Source organism: Streptomyces cellostaticus (genome assembly GCF_001513965.1).
GTDB lineage: Bacteria > Actinomycetota > Actinomycetes > Streptomycetales > Streptomycetaceae > Streptomyces > Streptomyces cellostaticus.
On the sequence record NZ_KQ948036.1, the window covers coordinates 40,279 to 66,029 of the forward strand.

Consider the following 25,751-nt stretch of genomic DNA (forward strand, 5'->3'; position numbering starts at 1 on the left):
TGCATAATTGGTTTTGTGCTAGGAGAGTATCCGATTCAGGGGCGCGGTGCAGCAGACATTGCGGCCAGCGTCGAGCGCGCCGTCGGCGCCGGGGAGCTGGCGCCGGGCCAACCGCTGCCTCCCATGCGGGAGTTGGCGGTCCGGCTCGGGGTGAACCCGAACACGGTCGCGGCCGCCTACCGCACCCTGCGCGAGCGCGGGGTGATCGAGACCGCCGGGCGCCGGGGCAGCCGGGTGAGGCCCAAGCCGGCCACGACGGGCCGCGAGGAACTGCGCGTGGAGGTACCCGCAGGCGTACGGGACCTGTCCACCGGCAACCCCGACCCCGCCCTGCTCCCGCTCCTCGCCCCGGCGTTCGCGGCCGCGGCGGCGCGCGCGGACCGGGAGCCGGTCCTGTACGGCGCCGACCCGGTGGACCCGGATCTCGCCCGCATCGCCCGGGCCGAGCTCGACGCGGACGGCGTCCCCGCCGGTCCGCTGACCGTGACCTCCGGCTCCCTCGACGCCATCGAGCGCGTGCTCGCGGCGCACCTCAAACCGGGCGACGCGGTCGCCGTGGAGGACCCGGGCTGGGGCAGCACCCTGGACCTGGTCCCGGCGCTCGGACTGCGGATCCTCCCCGTGGGGGTGGACGACGACGGCCCGCGCCCCGACGAGCTGCGCGGCGTCCTGGAGTCGGGCGCCCGCGCGCTGATCGTCACCGACCGCGCGCAGAACCCCACCGGCGCCTCGGTGGGCGCCACGCGCGCGCGTGCCCTGCGCGCGGTGCTGCGCGAGCACCCGCAGACCCTGCTGATCGAGGACGACCACGGCCACCGCATCGTGGACCTGCCCCTGCACCCCCTTGCGGGCACCACCCGCCACTGGGCCTTCGTCCGCTCCGTCGCCAAGGCCTACGGCCCCGACCTCCGCCTCGCCGCCCTCACCGGCGACCCCGTCACCATCGACCGGGTCCGGGGCCGCCAGCGCCTGGGCCCCGGCTGGGTGAGCCTGCTGCTGCAACGGGCCGTGGTCCGCCTGTGGACCGAGGAGTCGGTGGACGGAGCGACGGTCGCGGCGGCGTACCGTTCCCGCCGCGACCGGCTGATCGACGCGCTGGCGGAGCGCGGGGTCGTCTCCCACGGCCGCAGCGGCATGAATGTCTGGGTGCCGGTCCGTGACGAGACCGGCACGGTGGCCCACCTGCTGCATGCAGGCTGGGCAGTCGCCCCGGGCGCCCGCTACCGCCTGAGCACACCACCGGGCATCCGCATCACGGTCTCGACCCTGAGTCCGCAAGAGACCGCCCCCTTGGCAGATGCGGTAGCGGCGGCGATGGGCCAAGCGCCGGCCAGGACTTATGCGTAGCGAAGGCCAACGACCCCAGGGGCGCGGGGCGGTATCGACATGCGACTGCGCCGCGTGGCGTGAGAGGCCGCAACGCACCCGCACCCGCTCCTCGCCCCCACCCCCTCAGGCGCCCCGCCGAACCTGGGTAAGCGCCGCCCCCGCAAGAACGATCACCGCCCCCACCGGCGTGGTCCACCGCAGCGACTCCCCGAGAATCGCCACCCCCGCAGCCGTAGCGATCACGGGAATGAAGTACGTGACCATCTGAGCCGTCGTCGGCCCGACTTCAGCAACCAATCCGTACTGAACAAGGACCGCCAGCCCCGTACCCAGAGCCCCCAGCGCGGCGACAGCCAGCAACGGCACCCACGACACATGCGCAGGAAAACCACTGAACAGCGGAGTCACAACGGCCAGCTGAACTGTGGCCAGCAGCAGTTGCGCCCCCGTCATCGACAGATGCGAGTTCCCCGTCCCCGCCAGCGTCCGCCGCACATAGATCCACCCGATCGGATAGCTCAGGGAGGCCAGCAGTGCCAGAGCCGTCCCCGTGGCATCCAGCCCATGGAACCCCTGCCACGCCCCCAGCACGGTCAGCACCCCGAGGAACCCCAGGCCAAGTCCGGCGAAGCGAACCCGCGTCGGCCGGTCCTCGGAGAGCGCGACCAGGGACAGGGCCATGCCCCACAGCGGCGAGGTGGCGTTGCAGATGCCGGCCAGTGTGGAGGGGATGGTCAGCTCCGAGTAGGCGAACAGGGAGAACGGCAGGGCGTTCAGGAAGAACGCGGCGACGGCCAGGTGGCCCCAGACGCGTCCACCGCGCGGCAGCCGCTCCCGCTTCACGGCCATCGCCGCTGCCAGTACCGCCGTACCGAAGAGCAGCCGGCCCAGGGTGACCTGGAAGGGTGCGTAGCCCTCCGTGCCGATCTTGATCAGCAGGAAGCTGAAGCCCCAGATCAACGAGAGGCCGCCGAAGCGCAGCCGCCAGTCGAGTCGGGTGCGGGGGCGGGCGGGGGCGGGGGACCGGGTTCCGGGTGCGGTGACCGTGCTCATGACGTCAACGATGCTGGAGGCAACCTCGTAGCACAATCGAGATTTCCCGCCCGGTACCTCTTAGAATCACTTACATGTTGAACCTTGAGCGCCTGCGCACCCTGGACGCCCTTGCCCGGCACGGCTCCGTCAGCGCCGCCGCCGACGCGCTGCACGTCACCACGTCGGCGGTCTCCCAGCAGCTGGGCAAGCTGGAGCGGGAGGTCGGCCAGCAGCTGCTGGCCAAGAACGGGCGGGGGGTGCGGCTCACGGACGCCGGGCGGCTGCTGTCCGAGCACGCGTCCCGGATCCTCTCGCAGGTCGAACTCGCCCAGTCGGACCTGGAGGCGCACCGGGGGCAGGTCGTCGGCGAACTGCGGCTGTCGGCGTTCCCGACGGCCGCCCGCGGTCTGTTCCCGACGGCGCTCGCCGCGCTGCGCGCCCAGCACCAGGGGCTGCGCGTGCGCTCCAGCGAACTGGAGCCGGAGCAGGGCATCGCCGGGGTCGTCCGCGGCGACCTCGATCTCGCGGTCGTCCTCGACTGGTACAACAAGCCGATGCCCGTGCCCGACGGCCTGGTCAAGGCTCCGCTGCTGGACGATCCGGCCGATGTCGCCCTGCCCGCCGGGCACCGGCTCGCGGACCGGGACGAGGTGGACCTCGCCGAGTTCGCGGAGGACGAGTGGATCACCTGGGGCGAGGGCGAGTTCTGCCACGAGTGGCTGATGTTCACGCTGCGCTCGAAGGGCATCGAGCCGATCGTCGGCCACCGCGCCGCCGAGACCCACACCCAACTCGGCCTGGTCGCAGCCGGGTTGGGCGTGTGCATCGCACCGCTGCTGGGCCGCTACCCGGTGCCGCCGGGCATCGTCATGATCCCGCTCAGACAGCGGGTGCGCCGGCATGTGTACGTCGTCTGGCGGGCGGACGCCGACCGCAGGCCCTCGATCCGCGCGGCGGTCGAGGCGCTGCGGGGGGCGGCGCGGCAGCTCGGCTGAGGGCTACGCTCCGAGCTTGCGGAAGTCCCAGGAGACGATCTTCTCCGGGGTCAGCCGGGCCCAGGCGTGCCGGCCGTCGTGCGGCATCTCGTCCAGACCGAAGTTCTTGCGCGCGAACAGCGTTTCGGCGGTGTCGAGTTCGGCGCACAGCTCCCCGGTCCGCGGCACCTCGCCCACGAACTCCACCCGCCCGGACAGCTCGACACCGAGCAACTGGTCGTACTCCTCGCCCGAGTCGACCACGACCGCCACCCGCGGATCGCGGCGCAGCTGGGTCCAGCGCCTGCTGCGCACCACGGAGTACAGCCACAGCGAGGTGCCGTCCCAGGCGAACCACAGCGCGCTCACATGCGGCGCGCCGTCCGTCGAGACGGTGGCGACCCGGCAGGTGCGCTGGCTGGTCAGGAACGCGTCGAGCTCGCCGGGCGTCATCATGATCTTCCGGCCCCGGCGCTGCTGAGTGACGGTCATAGGGTCCCCTCTTCTCCCACGTCGTGCCAGAGGAACTTCCCTGCTCGGCTGATCCTCTGACATCACGTCAGAAAAGGGAATGGCCCGTCCGGCGGCTCGTCTTCCCCTTACGCCCCCAGGTGGCTACTCTCGCCGCCCCGCACCTCGGCGAAAGGGGGCGCCATGCCGTCGTACGAAGAGCAGGGCGAACTGCTCGATCCCGCGAGCACGGTCCTGCTGACCGTGGAGTGCCAGCAGGGCGTGGTCGGCCCGGACAGCGCGCTGCCCGAACTCGCCCGCGAGGCCCGCTCCTCCGGTGCCCTGCGCAACGTGGCCCGGCTGGTCGGCGCCGCGCACGAGACCGGGGTGCAGGTGATCCACGCCGTCGCCGAGCGCCGCCCGGACGGCCGGGGCGCGAGCCGCAACGCCCGCCTCTTCCGCGCCGCCGAACGGCTCCCCGTCCGGCAGCTGACCGGCACCACCGCGGTGCGGGTCGCGCCCCCGATCGAGGTCACCGAGGAGGACTTCGTCGTACGGCGGCTGCACGGCCTGTCCCCGATCCAGGGGACCGATGTCGACGCCCTGTTGCGCAACCTCGGCTGCCGCACCCTGATCGTCACCGGCGTCTCCGCCAACGTGGCCGTCCCCAATGCGGTGTTCGACGCCGTCAACCGCGGTTACACCGCCGTCGTCCCGGCCGACGCCATCGCGGGCGTGCCCGCCGACTACACGCCCGCGATGATCCGCAACACGCTCGCGCTGGTCGCGACCATCACGACCACGGACGAGCTGCTCGGCCGCCTCAAGCGGCCGCGCCGACGGATGTGACGGCGGATGTGACGGCGGCTCAGGCCAGCTTGATCTCGTCGCCGGAGACGGTGATCTTCGCGGCGGGCAGCGCCTGGGTCGCCGGACCCTGCTTCACACTGCCGTCCTCGACGGAGAAGTGGCTGTTGTGGCACGGGCAGACGATCACGCCACTGGCGACGCTGCCCACCGCGCAGCCCTGGTGGGTGCACTTCGAGGAGAACGCCTTGTAGGTGCCCGCCGTCGGCTGCGTGACCACCACGCCCTTGTCCTTGAAGATCTTGCCGCCGCCCTCCGGGATGTCCGAGGTCTTGGCGAGGGCCGTACCGCCGGCCGCGCCGCCCGAGGCCGCAGAACCGCTGTCCTGCGAGGACCCGGTGGAGCCGGTGGACCCGGTGCCGGTGGATCCGGTCGAACCGGAGGAGCCCGACCCGGTGTTGACGGTGTTCGACGAGTCGTCCCCCGAACCGCAGGCGGTCAGCGCGGCGGCGAGCCCGGCCGCTCCGGCCGCCGCCATGAGGGTACGACGAGCCGGTCCCGCTTCGGGCTGGGGCGATGCGCTGGTCATGTGGGCGTTCCCTTCCGCCGAGCTGTTCGTGATCCGTCCAGGGGTACGGTCCTCGGGCACCACCTGTTCAGACGGGCACCCAGATCCTTGCCGGACGGGCATGAGACGGCCGTAAACCACGGCTGTCGACAAGCTGTCGGCGGGGCGCCGCTCCCGCGCCAGTAACCTGGGTCGATGCTCAAGGAAGTCACCGCGACCCGCTACATCACGCCGCTGCGAGAGGGCGGCTCGCTGCCGGGGCTCGTCGAGGCCGACGACTTCGGGATCTACGTCATGAAGTTCACCGGCGCCGGACAGGGCCGCAAGACACTCGTCGCCGAGGTCGTCTGCGGCGAGCTCGCCCGCCGGCTCGGATTCCGGATGCCCCGCCTGGTCACCCTCCAGCTGGACTCCGTCCTCGGGCTCGGCGAGCCCGAGCAGCACGTGCAGGAGCTGCTGCGGTCCAGCGGCGGCACCAACCTCGGCATGGACTTCCTCTCCGGCGCCCTCGGCTACGACCCGCTCGCCTTCCCGGTGAGCCCCGCGGAGGCCGGGCGGATCGTCTGGTTCGACGCGCTGATCAACAACGTGGACCGCTCCTGGCGCAACCCCAACCTCCTCGTGCACCGCGGCGCGCTGTGGCTCATCGACCACGGCGCCACGATGATCTGGCACCACAACTGGCCCTCCGCCGAGGCCTCCGCGGCCCGCCCCTACGACGCCGGCGACCACGCCCTCGCCCGGTTCGCCCCGGACGTGACCGCCGCCGCGGCCGAGCTTGCCCCCCGGATCACCGAGGACCTCCTCGCGGAGGTCACCGCCGAGATCCCCGACGCCTGGCTGACCGACGAGCCCGGCTTCGACACCCCGGACGACCTGCGCCGGGCCTATGCGCGGCCGCTGCTCGCCCGGGCGGCCGTCATCGCCGAGCGCATCACCGGCATCGAGGAGGGCAAGTGAGCGAGCGCCACATTCACATGGCCGGCCATGTGGCCGAGCGCCACATCACCCGGGCGGGCCAGGGCGGCGGCCGGGACGTGTTCGAGTACGCCCTGCTGCGGGTCGTGCCCCGCGTCGAGCGCGGCGAGTGCATCAACGCGGGCGTGGTCCTCTACTGCCGCGCTCAGGGCTACGTCGGCGCCCGCACCCACCTCGACGAGGCCCGGCTGCTGGCCCTCGACCCGGACGCCGATGTGGCCGGGGTGCGGGCCGCGCTCGGGGCGGTCGAGCGGGTGTGCGCGGGCGGGGAGGAGGCCGGGCAGGCGGCCCGCGACGACGTCGGCCGGCGCTTCCGCTGGCTGATCGCGCCCCGCTCGACCATCGTGCAGCCCGGGCCCGTGCACACCGGCCTGACCACCGATCCGGCGGCTGAAACGGAGCGCCTGCTGGGCCTCCTGGTGAGGTAATGGATCACACCCTTCCGGTGTCCCGTTGACACCGGGTGCCAGGGCTTCTAGCGTCACCTGTGCTGAAGGTACTAAGCGGTCGCTCACCGCACGGCAAGGCCCTCAAGGGTCTGACAGGTTCTCTCAAGGGCGAGGAGAAGCAGTAATGTCCACCACTGAACAGCGGGTCGCGGTCGTCACCGGCGCGGCGCGAGGCATCGGCGCCGCCACCGCCGTACGACTGGCCGCCGAAGGCCGCGCGGTCGCCGTGATCGACCTGGACGAGGCCGCCTGCAAGGACACCGTCGAGAAGATCACCGCGGCCGGCGGCAAGGCCCTCGCGGTCGGCGCCGACGTCTCCGACGAGGCACAGGTCGAGGCGGCCATCGCCCGGATCGCGGCGGAGCTGGGCGCCCCGACGATCCTGGTCAACAACGCGGGCGTGCTGCGCGACAACCTGCTGTTCAAGATGAGCGTCTCGGACTGGGACACCGTCATGAGCGTCCACCTGCGCGGCTCGTTCCTGATGACCAAGGCCGTCCAGAAGCACATGGTCGACGCGGGCTTCGGCCGGATCGTCAACCTCTCCTCCTCCTCGGCCCTCGGCAACCGCGGCCAGGTGAACTACTCGGCCGCCAAGGCGGGCCTGCAGGGCTTCACCAAGACCCTCGCCATCGAGCTGGGCAAGTTCGGCATCACCGCCAACGCCGTCGCCCCCGGCTTCATCGCCACCGAGATGACCAAGGCGACCTCCGACCGCGTCGGCATGGACTTCGACGACTTCAAGAAGGCCGCCGCCACCCAGATCCCGGTGCAGCGCGTCGGCGAGCCCGAGGACATCGCCAACGCCATCGCGTTCTTCACCGGCGAGGCGGCCGGCTTCGTCTCCGGCCAGGTGCTGTACGTCGCCGGCGGACCGCTGAACTAGGGAATCCGGAACCAGGGGACATTGGGGAACACGGACATGACTGAACTTCCGGAGCTTTCCGGCAAGGTCGCGCTCGTCACGGGCGCGAGCCGCGGCATCGGCTACGGCGTCGCCGAGGCGCTGGTCGCCCGCGGTGACCGCGTGTGCATCACCGGCCGCAACGAGGACGCGCTGAAGGAGGCCGTCGAGCAGCTCGGCGCCGAGCGGGTCATCGGGATCGCGGGCAAGGCCCACGACCTCGACCACCAGACCGAGGCCGTCGAGCGCACCATGGAGGCCTTCGGCCGCGTCGACTTCCTGGTCAACAACGCGGGCACCAACCCGGTCTTCGGGCCCATCGCCGACCTCGACCTGAACATCGCTCGCAAGGTGTTCGAGACCAACGTGATCTCGGCGCTCGGCTTCGCCCAGAAGACCTGGCACGCCTGGCAGAAGGACAACGGCGGCGCGATCGTCAACATCGCCTCCATCGCGGGCCTCGCCCCCTCGCCGTTCATCGGCGCCTACGGCGTCAGCAAGGCCGCGATGATCAACCTGACCCAGCAGCTGGCGCACGAGTTCGCGCCGAAGGTGCGGGTCAACGCGATCGCCCCGGGGGTCGTGAAGACCAAGTTCGCCCAGGCCCTGTACGAGGGCCGGGAGGCGGAGGCGGCCGCCGCCTACCCGCTCGCCCGGCTCGGCGTGCCCGCCGACATCGGCGGGGCGGCCGCGTTCCTCACCTCCGAGCAGTCCGACTGGGTCACCGGCCAGACGCTCGTCGTGGACGGCGGCATCTTCCTCAACGCCGGCGTGGGCGCCTGACCCGCGCTCGGCCCGGTCGTCTCTTTCGGGCGCCGTTTCCCAGCGGAACGGCGCCCGAAACGCCGTACAGGGTCCGCACGGCGGAATGACAACGTCGTCATAGCACAATCGATCAAGAAGGACTGCACCGGGGTGGTTCGGAGAGCCGAACGCTGCGGTATGGTCTGCCGACCCTTGGTATGGCAGATCGAGGAGCGTGCGCGTGTTCAACCGGAACCGATTCCTGCGGAGAGTCGCGGCGATCGCGTCCATATCCCTGGTGGCCGGATGCGGTCTGCTGTCCGGCGGCGACTCCGGCAGCAAGGGGCCCATCGTCGTGGGGACCACCAGCGCCCCCAGCACGCTGGACCCGGCCGGCGCCTGGGACGGTTCCTGGGAGCTGTTCCGCAACATCTACCAGACGCTCCTCGCCTACCCGAACGGCGCCACGACCCCCCAGCCCGACGCCGCCCAGAGCTGTTCTTTCACCGACGCCACCAGCCGCACCTTCCGCTGCAAGCTGCGCGCGGGCATGAAGTTCGCCGACGGCGACCCGCTGACCGCCGATGCCGTCAAGCGCTCCATCGACCGCATCCGCACCATCAACGCCCCCGGTGGCCCCGCCGGGCTGCTCGGCAGCCTGGACCGGGTGCAGGTGCTCGGCGACCGCGAGGTGATCTTCCACCTCAACCAGCCCGACGCCACCTTCCCGTTCGTCCTGGCCACCCCGGCCATGTCGATCGTCGACCCCGACGACTACCCGGCGAACGCCCTGCGCAAGGACGGCCAGGTCTTCGGCTCCGGGCCGTACAAGCTTCAGTCCTACGACGAGGACAAGCAGGCCGTCCTGGTCCGCAACGACCACTACGAGGGCTTCGCCCAGCGGCAGAACGACGCGGTGACCATCCGCTACTTCCAGGACTCGGCCAGCATGGTCAAGGCGCTGCGCGACAAGCAGATCGACGTCACCTACCGCGGCCTGGCCGCCGACGACATCATCACCCTGCAACAGCACGGCACCTCCGACCTGCAGCTGGTGGACGGCGCGGGCACGGACATCAGCTACCTGGTGTTCAACCCCAAGGACCCGTGGGCCAAGCAGCCGGCCGTCCGCAAGGCCGTCGCCCAGGTCGTCGACCGGGGCGCGATCGCGCACAAGGTCTACAAGGACACCGTGGATCCGCTGTACTCCATGGTCCCCAAGGGCCTCACCGGCCACACCACCTCGTTCTTCGACGACTTCGGGGACCCGAGCGTCTCCAAGGCCCACAAGATCCTCGCGGACGCGGGCATCACCCGACCCGTACCACTCACCTTCTGGTACACCACCGACCGCTACGGCTCCGAGACGGCCCTGATGTTCCGGGAGCTGAAGCAGGAGCTGGAGGCCTCCGGCCTGTTCACGATCACCCTCAAGAGCCGCCCCTGGAAGAGCTATGTGGTCGGCTACCAGAAGGGCGAGTACCCGGTGTTCGGCCGCGGCTGGTTCCCGGACTTCCCCGACGCGGACAACTTCATCGCCCCGTTCGTCGGCGATCGCAACGCGCTCGGCACGCCGTATCCGTCCAAGGAGATCACCTCGGTGCTGCTGCCCCGCTCGCGCAGCCAGAGCGACCGGGCCAAGGTGGTCCAGGACCTGGAGGCGGCCCAGCAGATCATGGTGAACGACGCCCGGCTGCTCCCGCTGTGGCAGGGCCGGCAGTACGTGGCGGCCAGCGACGACATCTCGGGCGGTGAGCGGGCCCTCGACCCGTCGACGATCATGATGATGTGGGAGCTGCACCGCAAGACCAGTTGGTGACATGGGATCGCGGCACCGGTTGTCAGTGGTCGCCTGTAGGTTCTGGAACCTGGAAGTGACCGCACGCCGTAGTTGATCGATACCGTGAGGACGTTGACGTGACCGACATCGCCATGCTGCCCGAGTCCTGGCGCGGGGTTCTGGGTGACGAGCTGCAGCAGCCCTACTTCAAGGAGCTGACCGAGTTCGTCGAGGAGGAGCGGGCGAAGGGTCCCGTCTATCCGCCGCGCGAGGAGGTCTTCGCCGCGCTGGCGGCGACGCCGTACGAGAAGGTCAAGGTCCTCGTCCTCGGCCAGGACCCGTACCACGGCGAGGGCCAGGGCCACGGCCTGTGCTTCTCCGTCCGCCCGGGCGTGAAGACCCCGCCCTCCCTCCGGAACATCTACAAGGAGATGCAGGAGGAGCTGGGCCTGCCCGTCCCGGACAACGGCTATCTGATGCCGTGGGCCGAGCAGGGCGTGCTGCTGCTCAACGCGGTCCTCACCGTCCGGTCCGCCGAGGCCAACTCGCACAAGGGCAAGGGCTGGGAGAAGTTCACCGACGCCGTCATCCGCGCGGTGGCCGGCCGGCCCGACCCGGCGGTCTTCGTGCTGTGGGGCAACTACGCGCAGAAGAAGCTCCCGCTGATCGACGAGACCCGGCACGTCGTGGTCAAGGGCGCGCACCCCTCTCCGCTGTCCGCGAAGAAGTTCTTCGGCTCCCGCCCGTTCACGCAGATCAACGAGGCGATCGCCCGCCAGGGCCACGAGTCCGTCGACTGGCGGATCCCCAACCTGGGCTGATCCTCACCGCGGCCCCGTGTCGTACGGGGCCGCCTGCCCGGGATTGCCGGTGCGTGCGGCTAGCGTCGGTGCAGACGGCTGACGAGAGAGCCGACGACGGCCCGGAGGACGCGGTGGCGGAGCGACAGGAGCAGGCGGTGCCGGATGCCGTGCTGACGCGGATCGGGCAGGTCGTGATGTTGCATCACGGCGGTGACCGCGAGGAGGCCCGGCGCCGCTTCCTGGAACTGTGGGCGGAGATGGGCGAGGCCGGGGACCCGCTGCACCGCTGCACGCTGGCGCACTACCTGGCCGACACCCAGGACGACCCGGCGGACGAACTGGCCTGGGATCTCCGGGCGTTGTCGGCGGCGGAGGAGCTGGCGGCCGGGCGGTCCGGGGCGGACCCGTCGGCCGTCAGCGGCTTCTACCCCTCCCTGCATCTCAACCTCGCGGCCGACTATCTGAAGCTGGGCCGCTCCGAGGCCGCCCGCATCCACCTGACCCGGGCCCGCCGTGCGGCCGCCGCGCTCGCCGACGACGGTTACGGCGCCGGGGTGCGGGCGGCGATCAGCCGCCTGGAGCTGCGGCTGGCGGAGGACGGCGCCTCGGACGGCGAGGGATGGGGACCGCCGCGGCAGCGGCCCACCCCGTAGCGGGCCTGCGTTCCTGCGGCCGGGTCAATGCCCGTACGTCCCCTCGCAGATCACCGCCTCGGGGCTGTCCTTCCGCCAGCCGCCGTACTTCCTGCCGAGAGCGCATACGTCCGTGGCCTTCGAGGCCGGCGGCGGCACGTTCGGCACGTGGACCCGTGGCCGCCGGGGGTGGTCCGGGTGCGGCCGGGGGTGATGGTGGGCGGCAGCGGGCGGGGACGGCGGGCGGTGTGCGGCCGGCGGTGCCGGCGGTGCCGCCGGAGGCGGGGCCGCCCGGTGCGGGTCGGCCGGCGTGGTGTGTTCCGGGTGCGGGGACGGGCCGACCATCTCCAGTGCCTCCCGGGCCGGGGCCTGCACCACCCGCGGCTGCGCACTGCCGTCCGGCCGGGGTGCCGCGGGCCGCGAGGGCGCATTGTCCGGCGGGCCACCGGGAGCCGCCGTGTGCTGCACCGTCACACAGCCGGCGAGGGCCGAGACGGCCACGGTGACCAGAAGCGCTGCGGTGGTCGTCGTTCGATACACCCGGGCAACTCTGCTGGGTCGGCAGCCGCCTTGGCACCGTCCGCCGGAGGCGGACACCCTCGTACGGGTGATCTCGTGCCCCCTGCGGATGGATTTCGTGCGCCGAGGGTGACGTACGGAGGCCACCTGCGGTGTTTCAGGCGCCGAGCATCCCCGCCAGCAGCTCCCGCAACCCCCTGCGCACCTCCTCCAGACTCGGCGCCTCGGCGCTGAAGGAACCGGCCGTGCAGGAGAACATCAGCCCGTCCGCCCAGGCGACCAGCGACAGCACGTGCCGGGCCGGATCCGTCGAGCCGACGGCGGTGAGCAGCGCGGCCAGCTGCTCCTTGAAGACGGCGCCGGTCGCGTCGTAGAAGGCCCGCAGCTCGGGGCGGCGGGTGGACTCCAGGGCCAGTTCGTAGCGGGCGATGAGCAGGTCGCGCCCCTGGGTCAGGGAGCGGTGGACCGCCAGGGCCAGCCCCTCGGCCAGCGCGTCGGGCCCGCCGTGCGGGTCCGGCATCTCCGCCACTGCGAGCACCCGCGCCTCCCGCTCGGCGTGCCGCCGCACCGCGAGTTCGAGCAGCGCCTGCCGGGTGCGCGCCACGTTCGACGTCGAGCCCTGCGGCAGCCCGGCCGCCTCGTCCACCGCCCGGTGGGTCAGCCCGCGCATCCCGCGCTCGGCGAGCAGGGCGAGGGCGGCGTCGGCCACGAGATCGGCGCGGGCCTTGTGGGGGGTGCGTACGGACATGGGCCGACCCTACCCGTCTCACTACGGCTGTAGTAAAGTCGCGCTCACTACAGATGTAGTCACGGATGTAGTCACAGATGTAGTCACCGTCGTAGTCGTAGATGCGGTCTTCAGGAGGAGCCATGGCACAGTCGGCGCGCGCGATCGTCATCGGCGGCGGGATCGGAGGCCTGGCCGCGGCCGCGGCCCTGCACCGGCGCGGCTGGCACGTCACCGTGCTGGAGCGGGCGCCTTCGCTGGAGCCGGTGGGCGCGGCCATCTCGCTCGCCCCGAACGCGCTGCGCGCCCTGGACGTCCTCGGCGTCGGCGACGAGATCCGCGACCTGGCCGCCTGGCAGGGCGACGGGGGCCTGCGCACCCCCGGCGGGCGCTGGCTGTCCCGATCGAACGCCGAGGCCGCGGCCGCCCGCTTCGGCGGCCCGCTGGTCCTGCTGCCCCGGACCGCCCTCGTCGACCGCCTCGCCGCCCTGCTGCCGCCCGGCGCCGTCCGCACGGCGGCCGCCGCGACCCTCGCCGACCCCGGGGACGGCACCCGCCCGGCCCGGGTGACCTGCGGCGCCGAGGAACTCCAGGCCGACCTGGTGGTCGGCGCGGACGGCATCAACTCCCGTGTCCGCAGCGTGCTGTTCCCCGCCCACCCAGGGCCGGTCCATGCCGGGTTCACCACCTGGCGGGTCCTGATCCCGGTGCCCGGTGCGGAGTTCGCCTCGCACGAGACCTGGGGCCGGGGGCGCATCTGGGGCACGCACCCGCTCAAGGACGGCCGGGTCTACGCCTACGCGGCCGCCATGACCCCGCCCGGGGAGCGCGCCCCCGACGACGAGAAGGCCGAACTGCGGCGCCGGTTCGGAAACTGGCACGACCCGATCCCCGCCGTCATCGCCGCCGCCCGCCCCGAGGACGTGCTGCGCCACGACGTCCACCACATCGCCGAGCCCCTGCCCGCCTACCACCTCGGCCGGGTCGCCCTCCTCGGCGACGCCGCCCACGCCATGCCGCCGACCCTGGGCCAGGGCGGCAACCAGGCCGTCGAGGACGCGGTCGTCCTCGCGCACCACAGCCATGACCTGGCCGGTTACACCGCCGCCCGGCTTCCGCGGACGAGCGCGATCGCCCGCCAGGCCGTCAGGGTGGCCCGCCTCAACATGGCCCGGAGCCGCGCCGTCGTCGCCGTACGCAACACCGCGATCGCCGCGCTGTCCAAGGCCGGACCGGCACTGTTCCTGCGGAGCTTCGACGGCATCGCCGACTGGCGGCCCCCGTATGCTTCCGAGCAGGCGCACGCAGGCAACCGGTAGGGGTGAGCTCGTGAAGGTCGGCTGCATCGGACTCGGGGACATCGCGCAGAAGGCGTACCTGCCGGTACTGGGCACGCAGCCGGAGATCGAGCTCCATCTCCAGACCCGCACGCCCGAGACCCTCGCCCGGGTCGCGGACTCGCTCCACCTGCCGGCAGACCGGCGGCACACGACCCTGGACTCCCTGCTCGCCGCGGGACTCGACGCGGCCTTCGTGCACGCGCCCACCACCGTCCACCCGGAGATCGTCACCCGGCTGCTGGAAGCGGGCGTGCCCACGTACGTCGACAAGCCGCTCGCCTACCGACTCGCCGACTCCGAACGGCTCGTGGCCCTCGCCGAGCAGCGCGAGGTCTCGCTCTTCGTCGGCTTCAACCGGCGCTACGCCCCCTCCTACGCGCAGTGCCTGGACCATCCCCGCGAGCTGATCCTCATGCAGAAGAACCGGGTCGGAGTGCCCGAGGAAGCGCGCTCGATGATCCTGGACGACTTCGTCCACGTCGCCGACACGCTGCGGTTCCTGGTGCCGGGCCCGGTCGACGACGTGACCGTGCGCGCCCGTACCGAGGGCGGGCTGCTCCACCACGTCGTGCTCCAGCTGGCCGGGGACGGCTTCACCGCCCTCGGCGTGATGAACCGGCTCAGCGGCTCGACCGAGGAGATCCTGGAGGTCTCCGGTCAGGACACCAAGCGCCAGGTGCTCAATCTGGCCGAGGTGATCGACCACAAGGGACAGCCGACGGTGCGCCGGCGCGGCGACTGGGTGCCGGTGGCCCGGCAGCGCGGCATCGAGCAGGCGGTCCTCGCCTTCCTCGACGCCGTGCGCGCGGGCAAGGTGCTCAGCGCCCGGGACGCACTGGCGACGCATGAACTGTGCGAGCGGGTGGTACGAGCGGTTGCGTCCGGCGCAGCCTGAGCACCCGCACCCCCTCGGTCACGCTCAGGGCGGCCAGCACCAGCAGGGCGCCGTGCACCGGCCAGTCGCCGTAGCGGACGTACGGGGTGACGCCGTGCGCCAGTGGTACGTCGTACACGCGGGCGGTGCTCGCGTCGGTGCCGAGCCACGGGCCGAGGCGCTGCCCGCCCGGGCCGTAGACGGCGGAGACGCCGGTCAGGGTCGCGTGCACCATCGGGCGGCCGGTCTCGGCGGCGCGCAGCGCGGCCAGCGAGGCGTGCTGCTCCGGGGCCCAGCTGCCCTGGAAGGTCGAGGTGGCCGACTGGCCGAGCAGCACGTCGGCGCCGTCCTGCGCGAGGTGCCGGCTCATGTCGGGGAACGCGGTCTCGAAGCAGATCATCGGGCCGACACGCAGCCCGTGCCCCACGTTCATCACGACCTGCTCGGTGCCGCGCCGTCGGTCCTCGCCCGCCGCCTTGCCGACGGAGGTGGCCCAGCCGAGCACGGAGCGCGCCGGAACGTACTCCCCGAAGGGGACGAGGCGCATCTTGTCGTACCGGTCACCGGTGGGGCCGCCCGGTCCGATGAGGACCGAACTCTTGTAGATCCCGCGCCGGTCGGAGCGCCGGGCGTCCACGTTGACCAGGATGTCCGCGCCGGTCTGCCGGGACAGTACCGCGATCCGCCGTGCCAGGTCGGGCCGGTCGCCCAGGTCGAAGCCGACGCTGCTCTCGCCCCAGACGATCAGGTCGACGTGCTGCCCGACGAGCCGCCGGGTCAGCTGCTCCTCGTGGTCGAAGCGCCGGTCGCCGCCGTCCATCACGCCGGGCTGTACGACGGCGATCCGGACCTGTCCGTCCACCTCCGGGCGGGGCGACCACACCCAGGCCGCCGAGGTCGCCGTGGCCGTGGCGAGCAGCGAGGCCACGGCCGGCACCCGGGCCTCGCGCACGGATATCAGCACCGCCGCCGCCACGTTGACGGCCACCACCAGGAAGCTGAGCAGCCACACCCCGCCCACCGAGGCCAGCCGTAGCGCCGGGCCCACCTGCCACTGGCTGGAGCCGAGCATGCCCCAGGGTCCTCCGAGGCCCTGCCAGGAGCGGACCAGCTCCACCGCCAGCCACGCCGACGGCAGCACCAGCAGCGCGGCCGCGCCCCGCCCCGGCGAGGACACCCCGCCCAGGAACCGGCGGACCAGCCAGCCCCAGGGCGCCCAGAGCAGGCTCAGCAGCCCGGCTATCAGGAAGATGAAGACGTGCAGGCTCGGCAGCAGCCAGTGGTGCACGGCCACCATGAACCCGAACCCGCCGCACCAGCCGTCGTACGCGGCCCGCCGCCCGGTCGGCGCCGAGCGGGCCAGCAGGATCCACGGCACCAGCGCGACGTACGCGAACCACCACAGCGAAGGAGCAGGGAACGCGAAAACGGGCAGGGTGCCCGCAACGGCGACGACGCAGGAGCGCCGCCAGGGGGAGGTCAGCCAGCGGTCGATCGTCCTCATACGGAGTCTCCCTACCCGGGGCTGCCTCCAGTGTGCGCGCCGGAAGCGATCTCCGACAGAGGGCACCGGAGCGGCTCAGCGGCTCACTCGGGCACGGCCGCCGGGCTGCGGTCCGGCATCCGGCGCCACTTCTCCTGCACGACGACCTCGCGCAGCCGCCAGCCCTCCGTCGTGCGCAGCAGCCCGAAGTCGTACCGGCCGCCGCACACCAGGTCCGGGGCACCTGAGCCGTCGGCGCCCGCGAACCGCATCGGGTTGATGTAGTCGGCCCGCACCCGGGCGGTGTCCCCGGTGTCGTGCTCCAGGATCCCGAAACGCAGCCGGCGGTTGACGATCAGATGCTGCCGCATCGCGAACAGCCGAAGGCTCTCGGCCAGCCACCCGGCCACCCGGCCGGCCTCGCCCTCGATGCCGCCGGCGGAACGGTAGTCGGCCCGCCCGTCCGCCGTGAACAGTCCCCGGTACGCCGTCCAGTCACCGTCGTCCACCGCCCCGGCGTACTCGGTGACCAACTCGTCCACGGCCAGCCGGTCCATTACGGTCGCGAGCTCCACACGCTGCGTCATCGGCACAGTGTTGGACACCGGGGGCCAGGTGCCAAGAGGCGCGCCGGATATTCGGTGGTGCGGGACGTGACCGGCAGCCGAACCTGTCCTTGTGAACGATCAATCAGTCGAACCGTCGTACGAAGTCGAGCCGAAGTTCCGTGTCCGGGCCCGCCACACCGAGTCCACCGTCACCGTCTACCAGGCCTACCGCCCGGAGATCGGCGGCCCGGCGGCCCGCACCGGCCGCTTCCCGGCCTCCTGGAAGCGGGAGCGGATGACCTGGATCAAGCCGTCCTTCCTGTGGATGATGTACCGCTGCGGCTGGGGCACCAAGGAGGGCCAGGAGACGGTCCTCGCCGTCGAGATCGGTCGCGACGGCTTCGAGTGGGCCCTGCGGAACGCCTGCCTGTCGCACTACGCGCCCGGCCTGCACGAGAACCAGGCCGCCTGGAAGAGGGAGTTGAGGCAGGCCCCGGCCCGCGTCCAGTGGGACCCTGAGCGGGATCTGCACCTCAACCCGCTGCCGCACCGCTCGCTCCAGCTCGGCCTCGCGGGCGAGGCGGCCGCCCGGTACGCCGACGAGTGGATCGTCGGCATCGAGGACGTGACGCCGCTGGCGACACAGATGCACGCGCTGGTCCGGGCCGGCGACCTCGACCGGGCGGCGCAGCTGCTGCCCGAGGAGCGGCCGTACCCCATGGCCGACGAGGTGCTCGCGCACCTGCGGGCGTAGGCCTGCCGGTCCCGGGCGCGCCTCCCGGGCCCCACTTTCGTCCGGGAGTTCACGATCTCGCCAGCTCTCCACGTGCGGGAACTCAGTGGCCTCCTGGGGTGGACGCCGAAGATCTCAAGGCCCGCTCGGAAGAAGCCCCCGCGCACAGCGGCATCTGGGTGGTGCGGTCAGGAACGGCCCCCGTGCGCGATTTCGCCGATCTGGGACAGCCCGGGGTGCCCGGCACCCTGTGACGGTCGTGAGACGAACCATACGACGATCACACACACGGGTCGGTTAGGGTCACCGGATGCTCGATGCCAACCGCTCTGGCACCGCCACAGCCGCTCCCCGGGCCGCCGCCACGGAGCTCGCCGTCCTCGCGGCCGTCCCCGTCCCGCCCCTGCCTCGTGCGGGGCTCGCCGCCCGGTGCACGCGCGCGGTGCTGTCGCCGTACGCGCGGCTGTCCCTGCTGCTCGCGTTGCTCGCGGGCGCCGCGGCGTGCGTGTTGATGTTCGAGCCGCAGCGGCTGCTGACGCACGGCTGGCCGCCGCAGCTCGGCGGGGCCGCGGCAGCCGTCGTGTTCGCGGTGGCGTACGGGCTGTGCACGGTGGCGTTCGTGCCGCGCCCGCTGCTGAACCTGGCGGCGGGGGCGCTGTTCGGCTCCCAGCTCGGGCTGGGGACGGCACTGGCGGGCACGGTGCTCGGGGCCGGGGTGGCCTTCGGTCTCGGCCGGCTGCTCGGGCAGGACGCGCTGCGGCCGCTGCTGCGGGGACGCTGGCTGAAGGCGGCCGACGGGCAGCTCAGCCGGCACGGGTTCCGTTCGATGCTGGTGGCCCGGCTCTTCCCGGGTGTGCCGTTCTGGGCGGCGAACTACTGTGCCGCCGTCTCCCGCATGGGCTGGCTGCCGTTCCTGCTGGCCACGGCGCTCGGCTCGATCCCCAACACGGCCGCCTACGCGGTCGCCGGCGCCCGTGCCTCGGCGCCGACCTCGCCGGCCTTCCTGATCGCGATGGCCACCATCGCCGTACCGGCGCTGGCGGGCACGGTGGTGGCCTGGCGCAAGCGCCACCACCTGCGCGGCCGCTGATCAGCCGGTGATCCGTCAGACCCCTTCCAAGATCATCGCGTTGGCGAGTCCGCCCGCCTCGCACATGGTCTGCAGGGCGTAACGGGCGCCGCGCTCGCGCATCGCGTGGACCAGGGTGGTGGTCAGGCGGGTGCCGCTGGCGCCGAGCGGATGGCCGAGGGCGATGGCACCGCCGTGCACGTTGACCTTGTCGAGGTCCGCGCCGGTCTCCTGCTGCCAGGCCAGGACCACGCTGGAGAAGGCCTCGTTGATCTCGAAGAGGTCCATGTCGCCGAGGGTCAGGCCCGCCCGGCGCAGCACCTTCTCGGTGGCCGGGATCACGCCGGTGAGCATCAGCAGCGGATCGGAGCCGGTGACGGCGAAGCTGTGCAGGCGGGCCAGCGGGCGCAGGCCGAGGCGGGCCGCGGTCTCGCTGGAGGTGATCAGGACGGCCGAGGCGCCGTCGTTGATGGGGCTCGCGTTGCCCGCGGTGACGTTCCACTCGATCTGCGGGAAGCGTTCGGCGAACGCGGGGTCGTAGTACGCGGGCTTGAGGCCGGCGAGGATCTCCGGGGTGCTGCCGGGCCGTACGCACTCGTCGCGGGCGACGCCGTCCAACGGCGCGACCTCGGCGTCGAAGCGCCCCGCCTGCCACGCGGCGGCGGCCTTGTGGTGCGAGGAGACGGCGAACTCGTCCATCCGCGCGCGCGTGAGGGACCACTTGGCGGCGATGAGTTCGGCGCTGATGCCCTGCGGGACCAGGCCCTCCGGGTAGCGTTCGGCGACGCCCGGGCCGAACGGGTCCTTCCCGGCGGGCACGTTGGACCACATCGGCACCCGGCTCATGGACTCCACCCCGCAGGCGACGACGAGGTCGTACGCGCCCGCGATGACGCCCTGCGCGGCGAAGTGCACGGCCTGCTGGGAGGAGCCGCACTGGCGGTCGACCGTGGTCGCCGGGACCGTCTCGGGGAGGCCGGCCGCGAGGGCGGCGTAGCGGGTGGTGTTCATGGCCTGCTCGCCGACCTGGTCGACGGTGCCGCCGATGACGTCGTCGATCAGCTCCGGGTCGACGCCGGAGCGCTCGACCAGGGTGCGCAGGGTGTGGGAGAGGAGCTGCACGGGGTGGACGTGGGCGAGGGAGCCGTTCGGCCTGCCCTTGCCGATGGGGGTGCGTACGGCTTCGACGATGACTGCGTCGCGCATGGTGCGGGCCTCCTTGGCCGCCCGGCTACCCGCACAGGGAAAGAGAGCGGGAGCTACCAGTGAGTAGGAAATCCAAACTCACCATAGCTCGCCGGGTTGGAAAATCAAACCCTCATCTAGACTGACCACCATGGCCGCCACGAAAGACCCGCGCCCCTGCTCCATCGCCGACGCCCTCGCCCTGGTCGGCGAGAAGTACTCCCTGCTCGTCCTGCGGGAGGTGTGCCTGGGCAACGGCCGCTTCGACCAGCTGGTGCGCAACATCGGCGCCCCGCGCGACATCCTGGCCACCCGGCTGCGCCGGCTCGTGGACGCCGGGATCCTCACCAAGCGCGCCTACAGCGAGCGCCCGCAGCGCTTCGAGTACCGGCCCACACCGGCCGGGCTGGAGCTGGAGCCGGTCCTGATGACCCTCAAGGAGTGGGGTGACCGCCATCTCCGCAAGGGCGCCGACCTCCCCATGGTCATCGAGCACAGCTGCGGCAACGAACTGGTCCCGCAGGTCACCTGCCAGGCCTGCGGCGAGCCCGTCCACCACGAGGACCTGACGGCCCACCCGCAGGCCCCCGGCTGGACGGTCGCCGGTCCGACGGCCGCCTAGGCCCTGCCCCCCTCGGCGCCGGCGGCACTCTCCGCGAGGCCGAACAGCGTCTCGCACTCCGGGCACCTCACCCGGCCGAAGAGCCGGGCCACCCACTCGGCCACCGCCTCCTGCCCGGCGCCGACGGCCATCGCGTGCAGCCGGGCGCCGATCCCCGTCAGGCCGGCAGGGTCCGCGGGGTGCAGCTCGGCCTCGCAGTCGTCGAGGTACTCGCCCACCAGTACGGCGGTGAGCGCCCCGCACTGCGGGCACTCGGCCTCGAACTCCTCCAGCAGCACCTCCAGTTCCCGCGACCAGAACGGCACGCCCTCGAACGCGAGCAGGAACTGCGTGTGGTACACGAACTCCTTCGGATCGTTCGCCGGTATCTCCGCCAGACACGCGTGGGCCACCGGGAGCAGCTCGGCGATCTGGTCCTCGTATCGGAAGCGCTCCGGCGGGTCGGCCTCGGCGACGACGAAGCCCGCGAGCGCGACCGCCTCGTCACGGGCACCGGCCGCTCGGCCCGTGGCGATGTCCGTGAGCAGGGGCAGCGCGGCGAAGCTCGCGCTGTAGACGCTGCCCTGGTGGCACAGGGCCGACCAGAGGGCGTGCCAGACCTGCTCGTCGCCCGGTCCGCCGTCGAGCCGGGCGAAGAGTCCGGGTATGTCGTCGGCCGTCCCGTAGGCGTGCGTGAGCTGCGACCAGTCGGTCGTGGGGTGTGCCATGAGGCCGCATTCTGCCCGGTGGCTACGACACCGCCGCGCTCACGGCTGCGCCGGGTAGACGTCCAGCCGCCCGCACATCCCGAACCTCCCGCGCGCCGACGGCTGTTCGGCCCGCACGACGGCGTCGGCGAGGTGGGAGACGTCGCCGCGTTCGAGGCGGTCCAGGTGGCCCCCGGTGGCCTCGGCGGCCGCCCGCGCCCCGCGCCGCCACCGCTCGCGCCACTCCGCCAGCCGGGGCTGCACGAGGGCCGCCGCGGCCCGGTGGAAGGCGGCCAGCGCCTCGGGGCCCGAGGCCTCGCGCAGCGCGCGGTAGCCCGCCAGGGCGAGGTCGCGGCGGGCACGGGCCATCCGCTCCCGCTCCTCCTCGGGCGCGTCGGCCGGGATCGTGGTCGCGGCGGCGTACGTCTCCGGGTCGGCCAGGTACTGCGGGGGCAGGGTGAGCACCGCGTCGCCGGCCTCCGGCAGGCCGCTGTTCTGCATCAGGACGGTGATGCGCAGCTCGTCCTCGTTGACCAGCCGGTGGACGGTGCCCGGCGTGAACCAGGCCACCGTGCCCGCCTCCAGGGGCGTGACCGCGTACCCGGACGCCGTCAGGGTCTGGACGGCACCGGTCCCGCCCGTGACCACGTACCCCTCCGAACACGCCAGGTGAAGATGGGGAGTTCCGCCGCGCAGGCCGTCGGCGGCGGGCCAGTCGTAGACGCACAGGCGCGAGACGGCGACCCCGCCCGGCAGCCCGCCGTACGCGCTCACCACGGATGCGCCTCCAGGTACCCGGAGATCTCCTCCCGCCCCCAGGCGCTGTCGGCCACGACGACGCGGTAGCGGCGGGTGAGGGTGTCGCCGGGGGCCAGCTCCAGCTCGTCGTGGAAGGCCCAGGACGGGGCGATGCCCGCGAAGGGGTCGTTGCGGACGAACCAGTGGGCGGGATGGGTGCCCCGGACGCCGGAGTGATCGTTCTCCGGGGCGTGCGCGATGACGACGGTGGCGTGACCGTCGGTGCCGTCGTGCTCCCCGCAGAGGGCGAGCCAGGGGCCCTGCGCGCCCATCAGCTCCGGCCCCTCCCCGTCGGGGCCGATGATCCGGCCGTCGCGGAACGCGCGCGGGCCGCGCCAGAACAGGCCCGTGTAGCCGGCCATCTCTCGTCCGGCGGTGGTCGGACTGCCGAAACAAAGGGGCGTCTCCCGGCGGTTGGTCACCGAGGACGTCCAGGTCAGCGCCCAGGAGCCGGAGGTCGGGTCGACATCGTGCACCTCGATGCGGCGGACCTCCCCGGCCCACAGCTCGCCGCTGTGCGGGTGCCAGGTCAGCCGCTCGGCGATGACGACCCGGTCCCCGTCGGCGCTGACCTCGTCGAAGCCGACGTGCGCCATCGAGCCGACACGCTCTGGGAGTTCGAGATATCCCTTTCCGTGAACGTATGTGTTGCCGCCCCACAGGTTCGCCCCGGACAGATGCGAGGCCGTCAGCGACAGGCCCTTGTGCCAGCGGTGGTCGTTGGGCCGGTAGTCGGTGACGACGTCTCCGGCGAGGGTCCGGACCGGGTGCAGATACGGCTTGGGCGCCTCCCAGGCCGCCTCCGGGCGGTAGACATAGGCGAACAGCTCCACGCCGGTGGCCGGTTCGGTCACCGTGATCCGGTCGCCGTGGGCGTGCACCAGGCGCAGGCCGTCGCTCATGCCGGCACCTCCTCGGCCGCGCGGGGCGCCCAGCCGGGCGCGTCGCCGTGCAGGGCCGTGTAGTACGGGTCGCCCGGCCCGATCTCGCCCGCCCGTACGGTCGTGTCGGTGAACGCCGACTTGTACAGCGCGGTGATCAGCTCCAGGCTGGTGCGTCCGTCCGCCCCGCTGCTGCGCGGCCGCTCTCCTGCGCGCATGCTCGCGATCAGCTCCCGCAGCTGGGCGAGGTGGGAACTCGGCACGTCGGGGCCGAAGTCCCGCCAGAGGGCGGCCTGTTCGGCGGGCACGTCCGGGGCCGGGGTGATCCGCCAGTCGTCGTTGGCATGCCCGTAGAGGTGGGTGAGTTCGACGGTGGCGCGCTCGCAGTCGATACGGATCCGGCTGACCTCGTCGGGGCTGAGCACGCTGTTGACGACGGTCGCCAGCGCGCCGTTCGCGAAGCGGACCAGCGCGGTGGAGACGTCCTCGGTCTCCACGTCGTGCACCAGCCGGCCGGCCATGGCGCGGACCTCGCTCCACGGGCCGAGCAGGTCCAGCAGCAGATCCATCTGGTGGATGCCGTGCCCCATGGCCGGGCCGCCGCCCTCGGTGTGCCAGCGGCCCCGCCAGGGCACGGCGTAGTAGGCGCTGTCCCGGTACCAGGTGGTCTGGCAGTGGGCCACCAGCGGGCGCCCCATCGCCCGTTCGGCGAGCAGTCGCCGTACCTGGCGGGATCCGGAGCCGAAGCGGTGCTGGAAGACGATCGCCGCGTACGGCCCGCCGTCCGTGCCCTCCTCCGCCTCGATCGCGTCGAAGTCGGCGAGCGAGGGCACCGGCGGCTTCTCGCACCACACCCAGGCCCCGGCGCGCAGCGCGGCCACCGTCTGCGCGCGGTGCAGCGTCGGCGGGGTGCAGATGGTGACCAGGTCGGGCCGCTGCTCGGCCAGCATCCGGTCCAGGTCCGTGTAGGCGTGCGGGATACCGGCCTGGGCGCAGAACGCCTCGACGGCGTCCTGGTCGATGTCGACGGCCGCGACGACCTCCGTCCCGCCCTCCTCGGCGAGCCCGGCGAGTGCGGGCAGATGGGATCCGCGCCCGATGGCGCCGGTACCGATGACGGCGGCCCGGATGCGCCGGCCGGCGAAGGGAGATCTCGTGCGGGGCATGAGCGGGTTCAGCACTCCTCCGGGGACGGCGGCGGGCGCGGTGCGGCGGGTGCAGCAAGCGCTTTCTCCTGCGCTGCAACGTAAGCGGCTGCGCAGGGGCGGGTCAACACCCGTTGCCGGGGCGAGTGCCCAGCCCCTGCACCCGGCCGGTCACCGAGGCCCGCTACGCTGCCTTCATCACATGATCACCACGTATCCCACCAGCACTTGGACGTCCTGCCTTCATGTCTTGGTTTGAATCCCTCGTCCTCGGACTCGTCCAGGGGCTGACCGAGTTCCTCCCCGTCTCCTCCAGCGCCCATCTGCGGCTGACCGCCGCCTTCTCGGGCTGGGAGGACCCCGGGGCGGCCTTCACCGCGATCACCCAGATCGGCACGGAGGCGGCGGTCCTGATCTACTTCCGCAAGGACATCGGGCGGATCGTCTCGGCGTGGTTCCGGTCTCTGTTCGACAAGGCGATGCGGCAGAACCACGACGCCCGGACGGGCTGGCTGGTGATCGTCGGCTCGATCCCGATCGGCGTGCTCGGCGTGACGCTCAAGGACCATATCGAGGGGCCGTTCCGCGATCTGCGGATCACCGCCGCGATGCTCATCGTCGTCGGACTGGTGATCGGCATCGCGGACCGGCTGGCAGCCCGCGACGAGACCGGCCGCAGGCACCGTGCGCCCAAGCAGCGCAAGACACTCGAGAGCCTCCGTGTGAAGGACGGCCTGATCTACGGCCTCTGCCAGGCCTGCGCCCTCGTCCCCGGCGTCTCCCGCTCCGGCGCCACCATCAGCGGCGGCCTCTTCATGGGCTACAAGCGGGAGGCGGCGGCCCGTTACTCCTTCCTGCTGGCCGTCCCGGCCGTCCTGGCGTCCGGGCTGTTCGAGGTGAAGGACTCGGTGGGCAGCGGCGACGTGGCCTGGGGCCCGACCCTGTTCGCGACGGCGATCGCGTTCGTGTCGGGATACGCGGTGATCGCGTGGTTCATGAAGTGGATCTCCAACAAGAGCTTCATGCCGTTCGTCTGGTACCGCATCGCCCTCGGCATCGTCATCATCGCGCTGGTCACGGCGGGCGTCCTGAGCCCTCACGCGGCGGAATCGGCGAGCTGACCGGCTCCGGCACCGGCTACGCTCCCGCCGCATGGCCGTCACCCAGCAGTTCGCCCGTGTCGCCCCGGACCACCTGGAGTGCTGCCGTGCGACGGCGCTCGACTCCCCCGACGCGGACCCTGGTTGGGATCCTCCGGTGGATGACACCCTGGACACGGACTGGGCGCTGGGGGGACTGCTCCGGTACTGCCGCGCCCGGGTTCCCGATCCCGGCTTGACCGCTCTGCTGGAGCGGGTGATCGACGGTGATCCCGGCGGGGACATCGGCTTCCTCGACCACCCCGGCTTCTACGACGGCATCGACGGCCCGCCCCGAATCCTCTCCCCGGCCGCCGTTTCGGACATCTGCCGAGCGCTGGACCGGGTGGACCTGGACGACGTCCTCTCCGGACTCCCCGCGGACCCCGCCGAAGCGGCCGTGGCCTGCGGATTCGGCGGCTTCAAGGGCGACGTGCGGGCGTATCCCGCCCGGCACTTCACCGCCACCCGCGACTTCTTCCGGTCGGCAGCTCTGCTGGGCATATGCATGCTGGTCTGGCGCGACTGAGGACGCGGCCCGTGCTCGCG

30 protein-coding genes are annotated in these 25,751 nt (G+C 72.3%); 18 read left to right on the plus strand and 12 right to left on the minus strand.

Annotated features, from left to right (window positions below; all coding sequences use genetic code 11):
• The first annotated feature begins 15 nt into the window (after nt 1-15).
• Entirely contained in the window at nt 16-1,347 is a 1,332-nt protein-coding gene (locus tag AQI88_RS31550; RefSeq protein ID WP_079057936.1) for an aminotransferase class I/II-fold pyridoxal phosphate-dependent enzyme, read from the plus strand.
• A 105-nt stretch (nt 1,348-1,452) separates the two neighbouring features.
• Here the strand turns inward: AQI88_RS31550 and AQI88_RS31555 are convergent, their stop codons facing one another.
• Complete coding sequence (locus AQI88_RS31555) at nt 1,453-2,382, minus strand: DMT family transporter (RefSeq protein WP_208615953.1); 930 nt, start codon at nt 2,380-2,382, stop codon at nt 1,453-1,455.
• A 74-nt stretch (nt 2,383-2,456) separates the two neighbouring features.
• On the opposite strand from AQI88_RS31555, the gene AQI88_RS31560 reads away from it, so the two are divergent.
• On the plus strand, nt 2,457-3,359 hold the full coding sequence (locus AQI88_RS31560; RefSeq protein ID WP_067005681.1) for a LysR family transcriptional regulator: 903 nt from the start codon (nt 2,457-2,459) through the stop codon (nt 3,357-3,359).
• A 3-nt stretch (nt 3,360-3,362) separates the two neighbouring features.
• Here AQI88_RS31560 and AQI88_RS31565 read toward each other — a convergent pair whose 3' ends face one another.
• On the minus strand, nt 3,363-3,830 hold the full coding sequence (locus AQI88_RS31565) for a pyridoxamine 5'-phosphate oxidase family protein (protein WP_067005683.1): 468 nt from the start codon (nt 3,828-3,830) through the stop codon (nt 3,363-3,365).
• A gap of 162 nt (nt 3,831-3,992) precedes the next feature.
• On the opposite strand from AQI88_RS31565, the gene AQI88_RS31570 reads away from it, so the two are divergent.
• Nucleotides 3,993-4,637, plus strand: coding sequence for a cysteine hydrolase family protein (locus AQI88_RS31570; protein ID WP_067005686.1), 645 nt, complete (start codon nt 3,993-3,995; stop codon nt 4,635-4,637).
• 19 nt (nt 4,638-4,656) lie between these two features.
• Here AQI88_RS31570 and AQI88_RS31575 read toward each other — a convergent pair whose 3' ends face one another.
• On the minus strand, nt 4,657-5,184 hold the full coding sequence (locus tag AQI88_RS31575) for a Rieske (2Fe-2S) protein (RefSeq protein WP_067005688.1): 528 nt from the start codon (nt 5,182-5,184) through the stop codon (nt 4,657-4,659).
• A 174-nt stretch (nt 5,185-5,358) separates the two neighbouring features.
• Here AQI88_RS31575 and AQI88_RS31580 point away from each other — a divergent pair, with 174 nt between their 5' ends.
• The 7 genes from AQI88_RS31580 (at nt 5,359) to AQI88_RS31610 (ending at nt 11,474) form a co-directional block, all read left to right on the plus strand.
• Nucleotides 5,359-6,123 carry a HipA family kinase gene (locus AQI88_RS31580; protein ID WP_067005690.1) on the plus strand — a complete coding sequence of 255 codons (765 nt, stop codon included), beginning with the start codon at nt 5,359-5,361 and terminating at the stop codon, nt 6,121-6,123.
• Nucleotides 6,120-6,569, plus strand: coding sequence for a DUF3037 domain-containing protein (locus AQI88_RS31585; RefSeq protein ID WP_067005692.1), 450 nt, complete (start codon nt 6,120-6,122; stop codon nt 6,567-6,569). The genes AQI88_RS31580 and AQI88_RS31585 overlap by 4 nt, the downstream gene beginning before the upstream one ends.
• 145 nt (nt 6,570-6,714) lie before the next feature.
• Nucleotides 6,715-7,476, plus strand: coding sequence for a 3-oxoacyl-ACP reductase FabG (gene fabG, locus AQI88_RS31590; RefSeq protein WP_067005695.1), 762 nt, complete (start codon nt 6,715-6,717; stop codon nt 7,474-7,476).
• Between the two features lie 36 nt (nt 7,477-7,512).
• Nucleotides 7,513-8,277 (plus strand): SDR family oxidoreductase, encoded by a 765-nt coding sequence (locus AQI88_RS31595; RefSeq protein WP_067005697.1) that lies wholly within the window; start codon nt 7,513-7,515, stop codon nt 8,275-8,277.
• Between the two features lie 202 nt (nt 8,278-8,479).
• Complete coding sequence (locus tag AQI88_RS31600) at nt 8,480-10,057, plus strand: ABC transporter substrate-binding protein (RefSeq protein WP_067005699.1); 1,578 nt, start codon at nt 8,480-8,482, stop codon at nt 10,055-10,057.
• A gap of 98 nt (nt 10,058-10,155) precedes the next feature.
• Nucleotides 10,156-10,839, plus strand: coding sequence for a uracil-DNA glycosylase (gene ung, locus AQI88_RS31605; protein ID WP_067005701.1), 684 nt, complete (start codon nt 10,156-10,158; stop codon nt 10,837-10,839).
• 113 nt (nt 10,840-10,952) lie between these two features.
• Entirely contained in the window at nt 10,953-11,474 is a 522-nt protein-coding gene (locus AQI88_RS31610; RefSeq protein WP_067005857.1) for a hypothetical protein, read from the plus strand.
• Nucleotides 11,475-11,498: 24 nt separating this feature from the next.
• On the opposite strand, the gene AQI88_RS31615 is transcribed toward AQI88_RS31610, so the two are convergent.
• Both AQI88_RS31615 and AQI88_RS31620 read right to left on the minus strand, forming a co-directional pair.
• Entirely contained in the window at nt 11,499-11,993 is a 495-nt protein-coding gene (locus AQI88_RS31615) for a hypothetical protein (RefSeq protein WP_067005703.1), read from the minus strand.
• A gap of 136 nt (nt 11,994-12,129) precedes the next feature.
• Nucleotides 12,130-12,720, minus strand: coding sequence for a TetR/AcrR family transcriptional regulator (locus AQI88_RS31620; protein ID WP_067005705.1), 591 nt, complete (start codon nt 12,718-12,720; stop codon nt 12,130-12,132).
• A 122-nt stretch (nt 12,721-12,842) separates the two neighbouring features.
• Here AQI88_RS31620 and AQI88_RS31625 point away from each other — a divergent pair, with 122 nt between their 5' ends.
• Both AQI88_RS31625 and AQI88_RS31630 read left to right on the plus strand, forming a co-directional pair.
• Complete coding sequence (locus AQI88_RS31625; RefSeq protein WP_067005707.1) at nt 12,843-14,018, plus strand: FAD-dependent monooxygenase; 1,176 nt, start codon at nt 12,843-12,845, stop codon at nt 14,016-14,018.
• A gap of 10 nt (nt 14,019-14,028) precedes the next feature.
• Nucleotides 14,029-14,934 carry a Gfo/Idh/MocA family protein gene (locus AQI88_RS31630; RefSeq protein WP_067005709.1) on the plus strand — a complete coding sequence of 302 codons (906 nt, stop codon included), beginning with the start codon at nt 14,029-14,031 and terminating at the stop codon, nt 14,932-14,934.
• Here the strand turns inward: AQI88_RS31630 and lnt are convergent.
• Nucleotides 14,858-16,417: an apolipoprotein N-acyltransferase gene (gene lnt, locus AQI88_RS31635; protein WP_067005711.1), complete on the minus strand. Its 1,560-nt coding sequence runs from the start codon at nt 16,415-16,417 to the stop codon at nt 14,858-14,860. The genes AQI88_RS31630 and lnt overlap by 77 nt on opposite strands.
• 83 nt (nt 16,418-16,500) lie before the next feature.
• Nucleotides 16,501-16,983: a nuclear transport factor 2 family protein gene (locus tag AQI88_RS31640; protein WP_067005713.1), complete on the minus strand. Its 483-nt coding sequence runs from the start codon at nt 16,981-16,983 to the stop codon at nt 16,501-16,503.
• A gap of 91 nt (nt 16,984-17,074) precedes the next feature.
• Between AQI88_RS31640 and AQI88_RS31645 the strand changes: the two genes are divergently transcribed.
• The 3 genes from AQI88_RS31645 (at nt 17,075) to AQI88_RS31650 (ending at nt 18,767) form a co-directional block, all read left to right on the plus strand.
• Nucleotides 17,075-17,698: a DUF4291 domain-containing protein gene (locus AQI88_RS31645; RefSeq protein WP_067005715.1), complete on the plus strand. Its 624-nt coding sequence runs from the start codon at nt 17,075-17,077 to the stop codon at nt 17,696-17,698.
• 98 nt (nt 17,699-17,796) lie between these two features.
• The gene (locus AQI88_RS48620) at nt 17,797-17,931 is read left to right on the plus strand and encodes a hypothetical protein (protein WP_279616586.1); all 135 of its coding nucleotides are present in this window, start codon (nt 17,797-17,799) and stop codon (nt 17,929-17,931) included.
• Nucleotides 17,932-17,987: 56 nt separating this feature from the next.
• Nucleotides 17,988-18,767 carry a TVP38/TMEM64 family protein gene (locus tag AQI88_RS31650; protein WP_067005717.1) on the plus strand — a complete coding sequence of 260 codons (780 nt, stop codon included), beginning with the start codon at nt 17,988-17,990 and terminating at the stop codon, nt 18,765-18,767.
• 15 nt (nt 18,768-18,782) lie between these two features.
• On the opposite strand, the gene AQI88_RS31655 is transcribed toward AQI88_RS31650, so the two are convergent.
• Nucleotides 18,783-19,952, minus strand: coding sequence for a thiolase family protein (locus AQI88_RS31655; RefSeq protein WP_067005719.1), 1,170 nt, complete (start codon nt 19,950-19,952; stop codon nt 18,783-18,785).
• 130 nt (nt 19,953-20,082) lie between these two features.
• Between AQI88_RS31655 and AQI88_RS31660 the strand changes: the two genes are divergently transcribed.
• Nucleotides 20,083-20,553, plus strand: coding sequence for a winged helix-turn-helix transcriptional regulator (locus AQI88_RS31660; protein WP_067005721.1), 471 nt, complete (start codon nt 20,083-20,085; stop codon nt 20,551-20,553).
• Here the strand turns inward: AQI88_RS31660 and AQI88_RS31665 are convergent.
• The 4 genes from AQI88_RS31665 to AQI88_RS31680 are packed head-to-tail and all read right to left on the minus strand — an operon-like array spanning nt 20,550 to nt 24,084.
• The gene (locus tag AQI88_RS31665) at nt 20,550-21,260 is read right to left on the minus strand and encodes a hypothetical protein (RefSeq protein ID WP_067005723.1); all 711 of its coding nucleotides are present in this window, start codon (nt 21,258-21,260) and stop codon (nt 20,550-20,552) included. The two genes, AQI88_RS31660 and AQI88_RS31665, sit on opposite strands and share 4 nt — an antisense overlap.
• A gap of 39 nt (nt 21,261-21,299) precedes the next feature.
• Nucleotides 21,300-22,016, minus strand: a complete 717-nt coding sequence (locus AQI88_RS31670) for a cupin domain-containing protein (protein WP_067005725.1) — start codon at nt 22,014-22,016, stop codon at nt 21,300-21,302.
• On the minus strand, nt 22,010-22,939 hold the full coding sequence (locus tag AQI88_RS31675; RefSeq protein WP_067005727.1) for a DUF6807 domain-containing protein: 930 nt from the start codon (nt 22,937-22,939) through the stop codon (nt 22,010-22,012). Before AQI88_RS31675 ends, AQI88_RS31670 begins: the two co-directional genes overlap by 7 nt.
• Complete coding sequence (locus tag AQI88_RS31680; RefSeq protein ID WP_067005859.1) at nt 22,936-24,084, minus strand: Gfo/Idh/MocA family protein; 1,149 nt, start codon at nt 24,082-24,084, stop codon at nt 22,936-22,938. The genes AQI88_RS31675 and AQI88_RS31680 overlap by 4 nt, the downstream gene beginning before the upstream one ends.
• A gap of 224 nt (nt 24,085-24,308) precedes the next feature.
• On the opposite strand from AQI88_RS31680, the gene AQI88_RS31685 reads away from it, so the two are divergent.
• Together AQI88_RS31685 and AQI88_RS31690 are read left to right on the plus strand one after the other, a co-directional pair.
• Nucleotides 24,309-25,184 (plus strand): undecaprenyl-diphosphate phosphatase, encoded by an 876-nt coding sequence (locus AQI88_RS31685; RefSeq protein WP_067005729.1) that lies wholly within the window; start codon nt 24,309-24,311, stop codon nt 25,182-25,184.
• Nucleotides 25,185-25,215: 31 nt separating this feature from the next.
• Nucleotides 25,216-25,731: a DUF1877 domain-containing protein gene (locus tag AQI88_RS31690; protein WP_067005730.1), complete on the plus strand. Its 516-nt coding sequence runs from the start codon at nt 25,216-25,218 to the stop codon at nt 25,729-25,731.
• Nucleotides 25,732-25,751 lie beyond the last annotated feature (20 nt).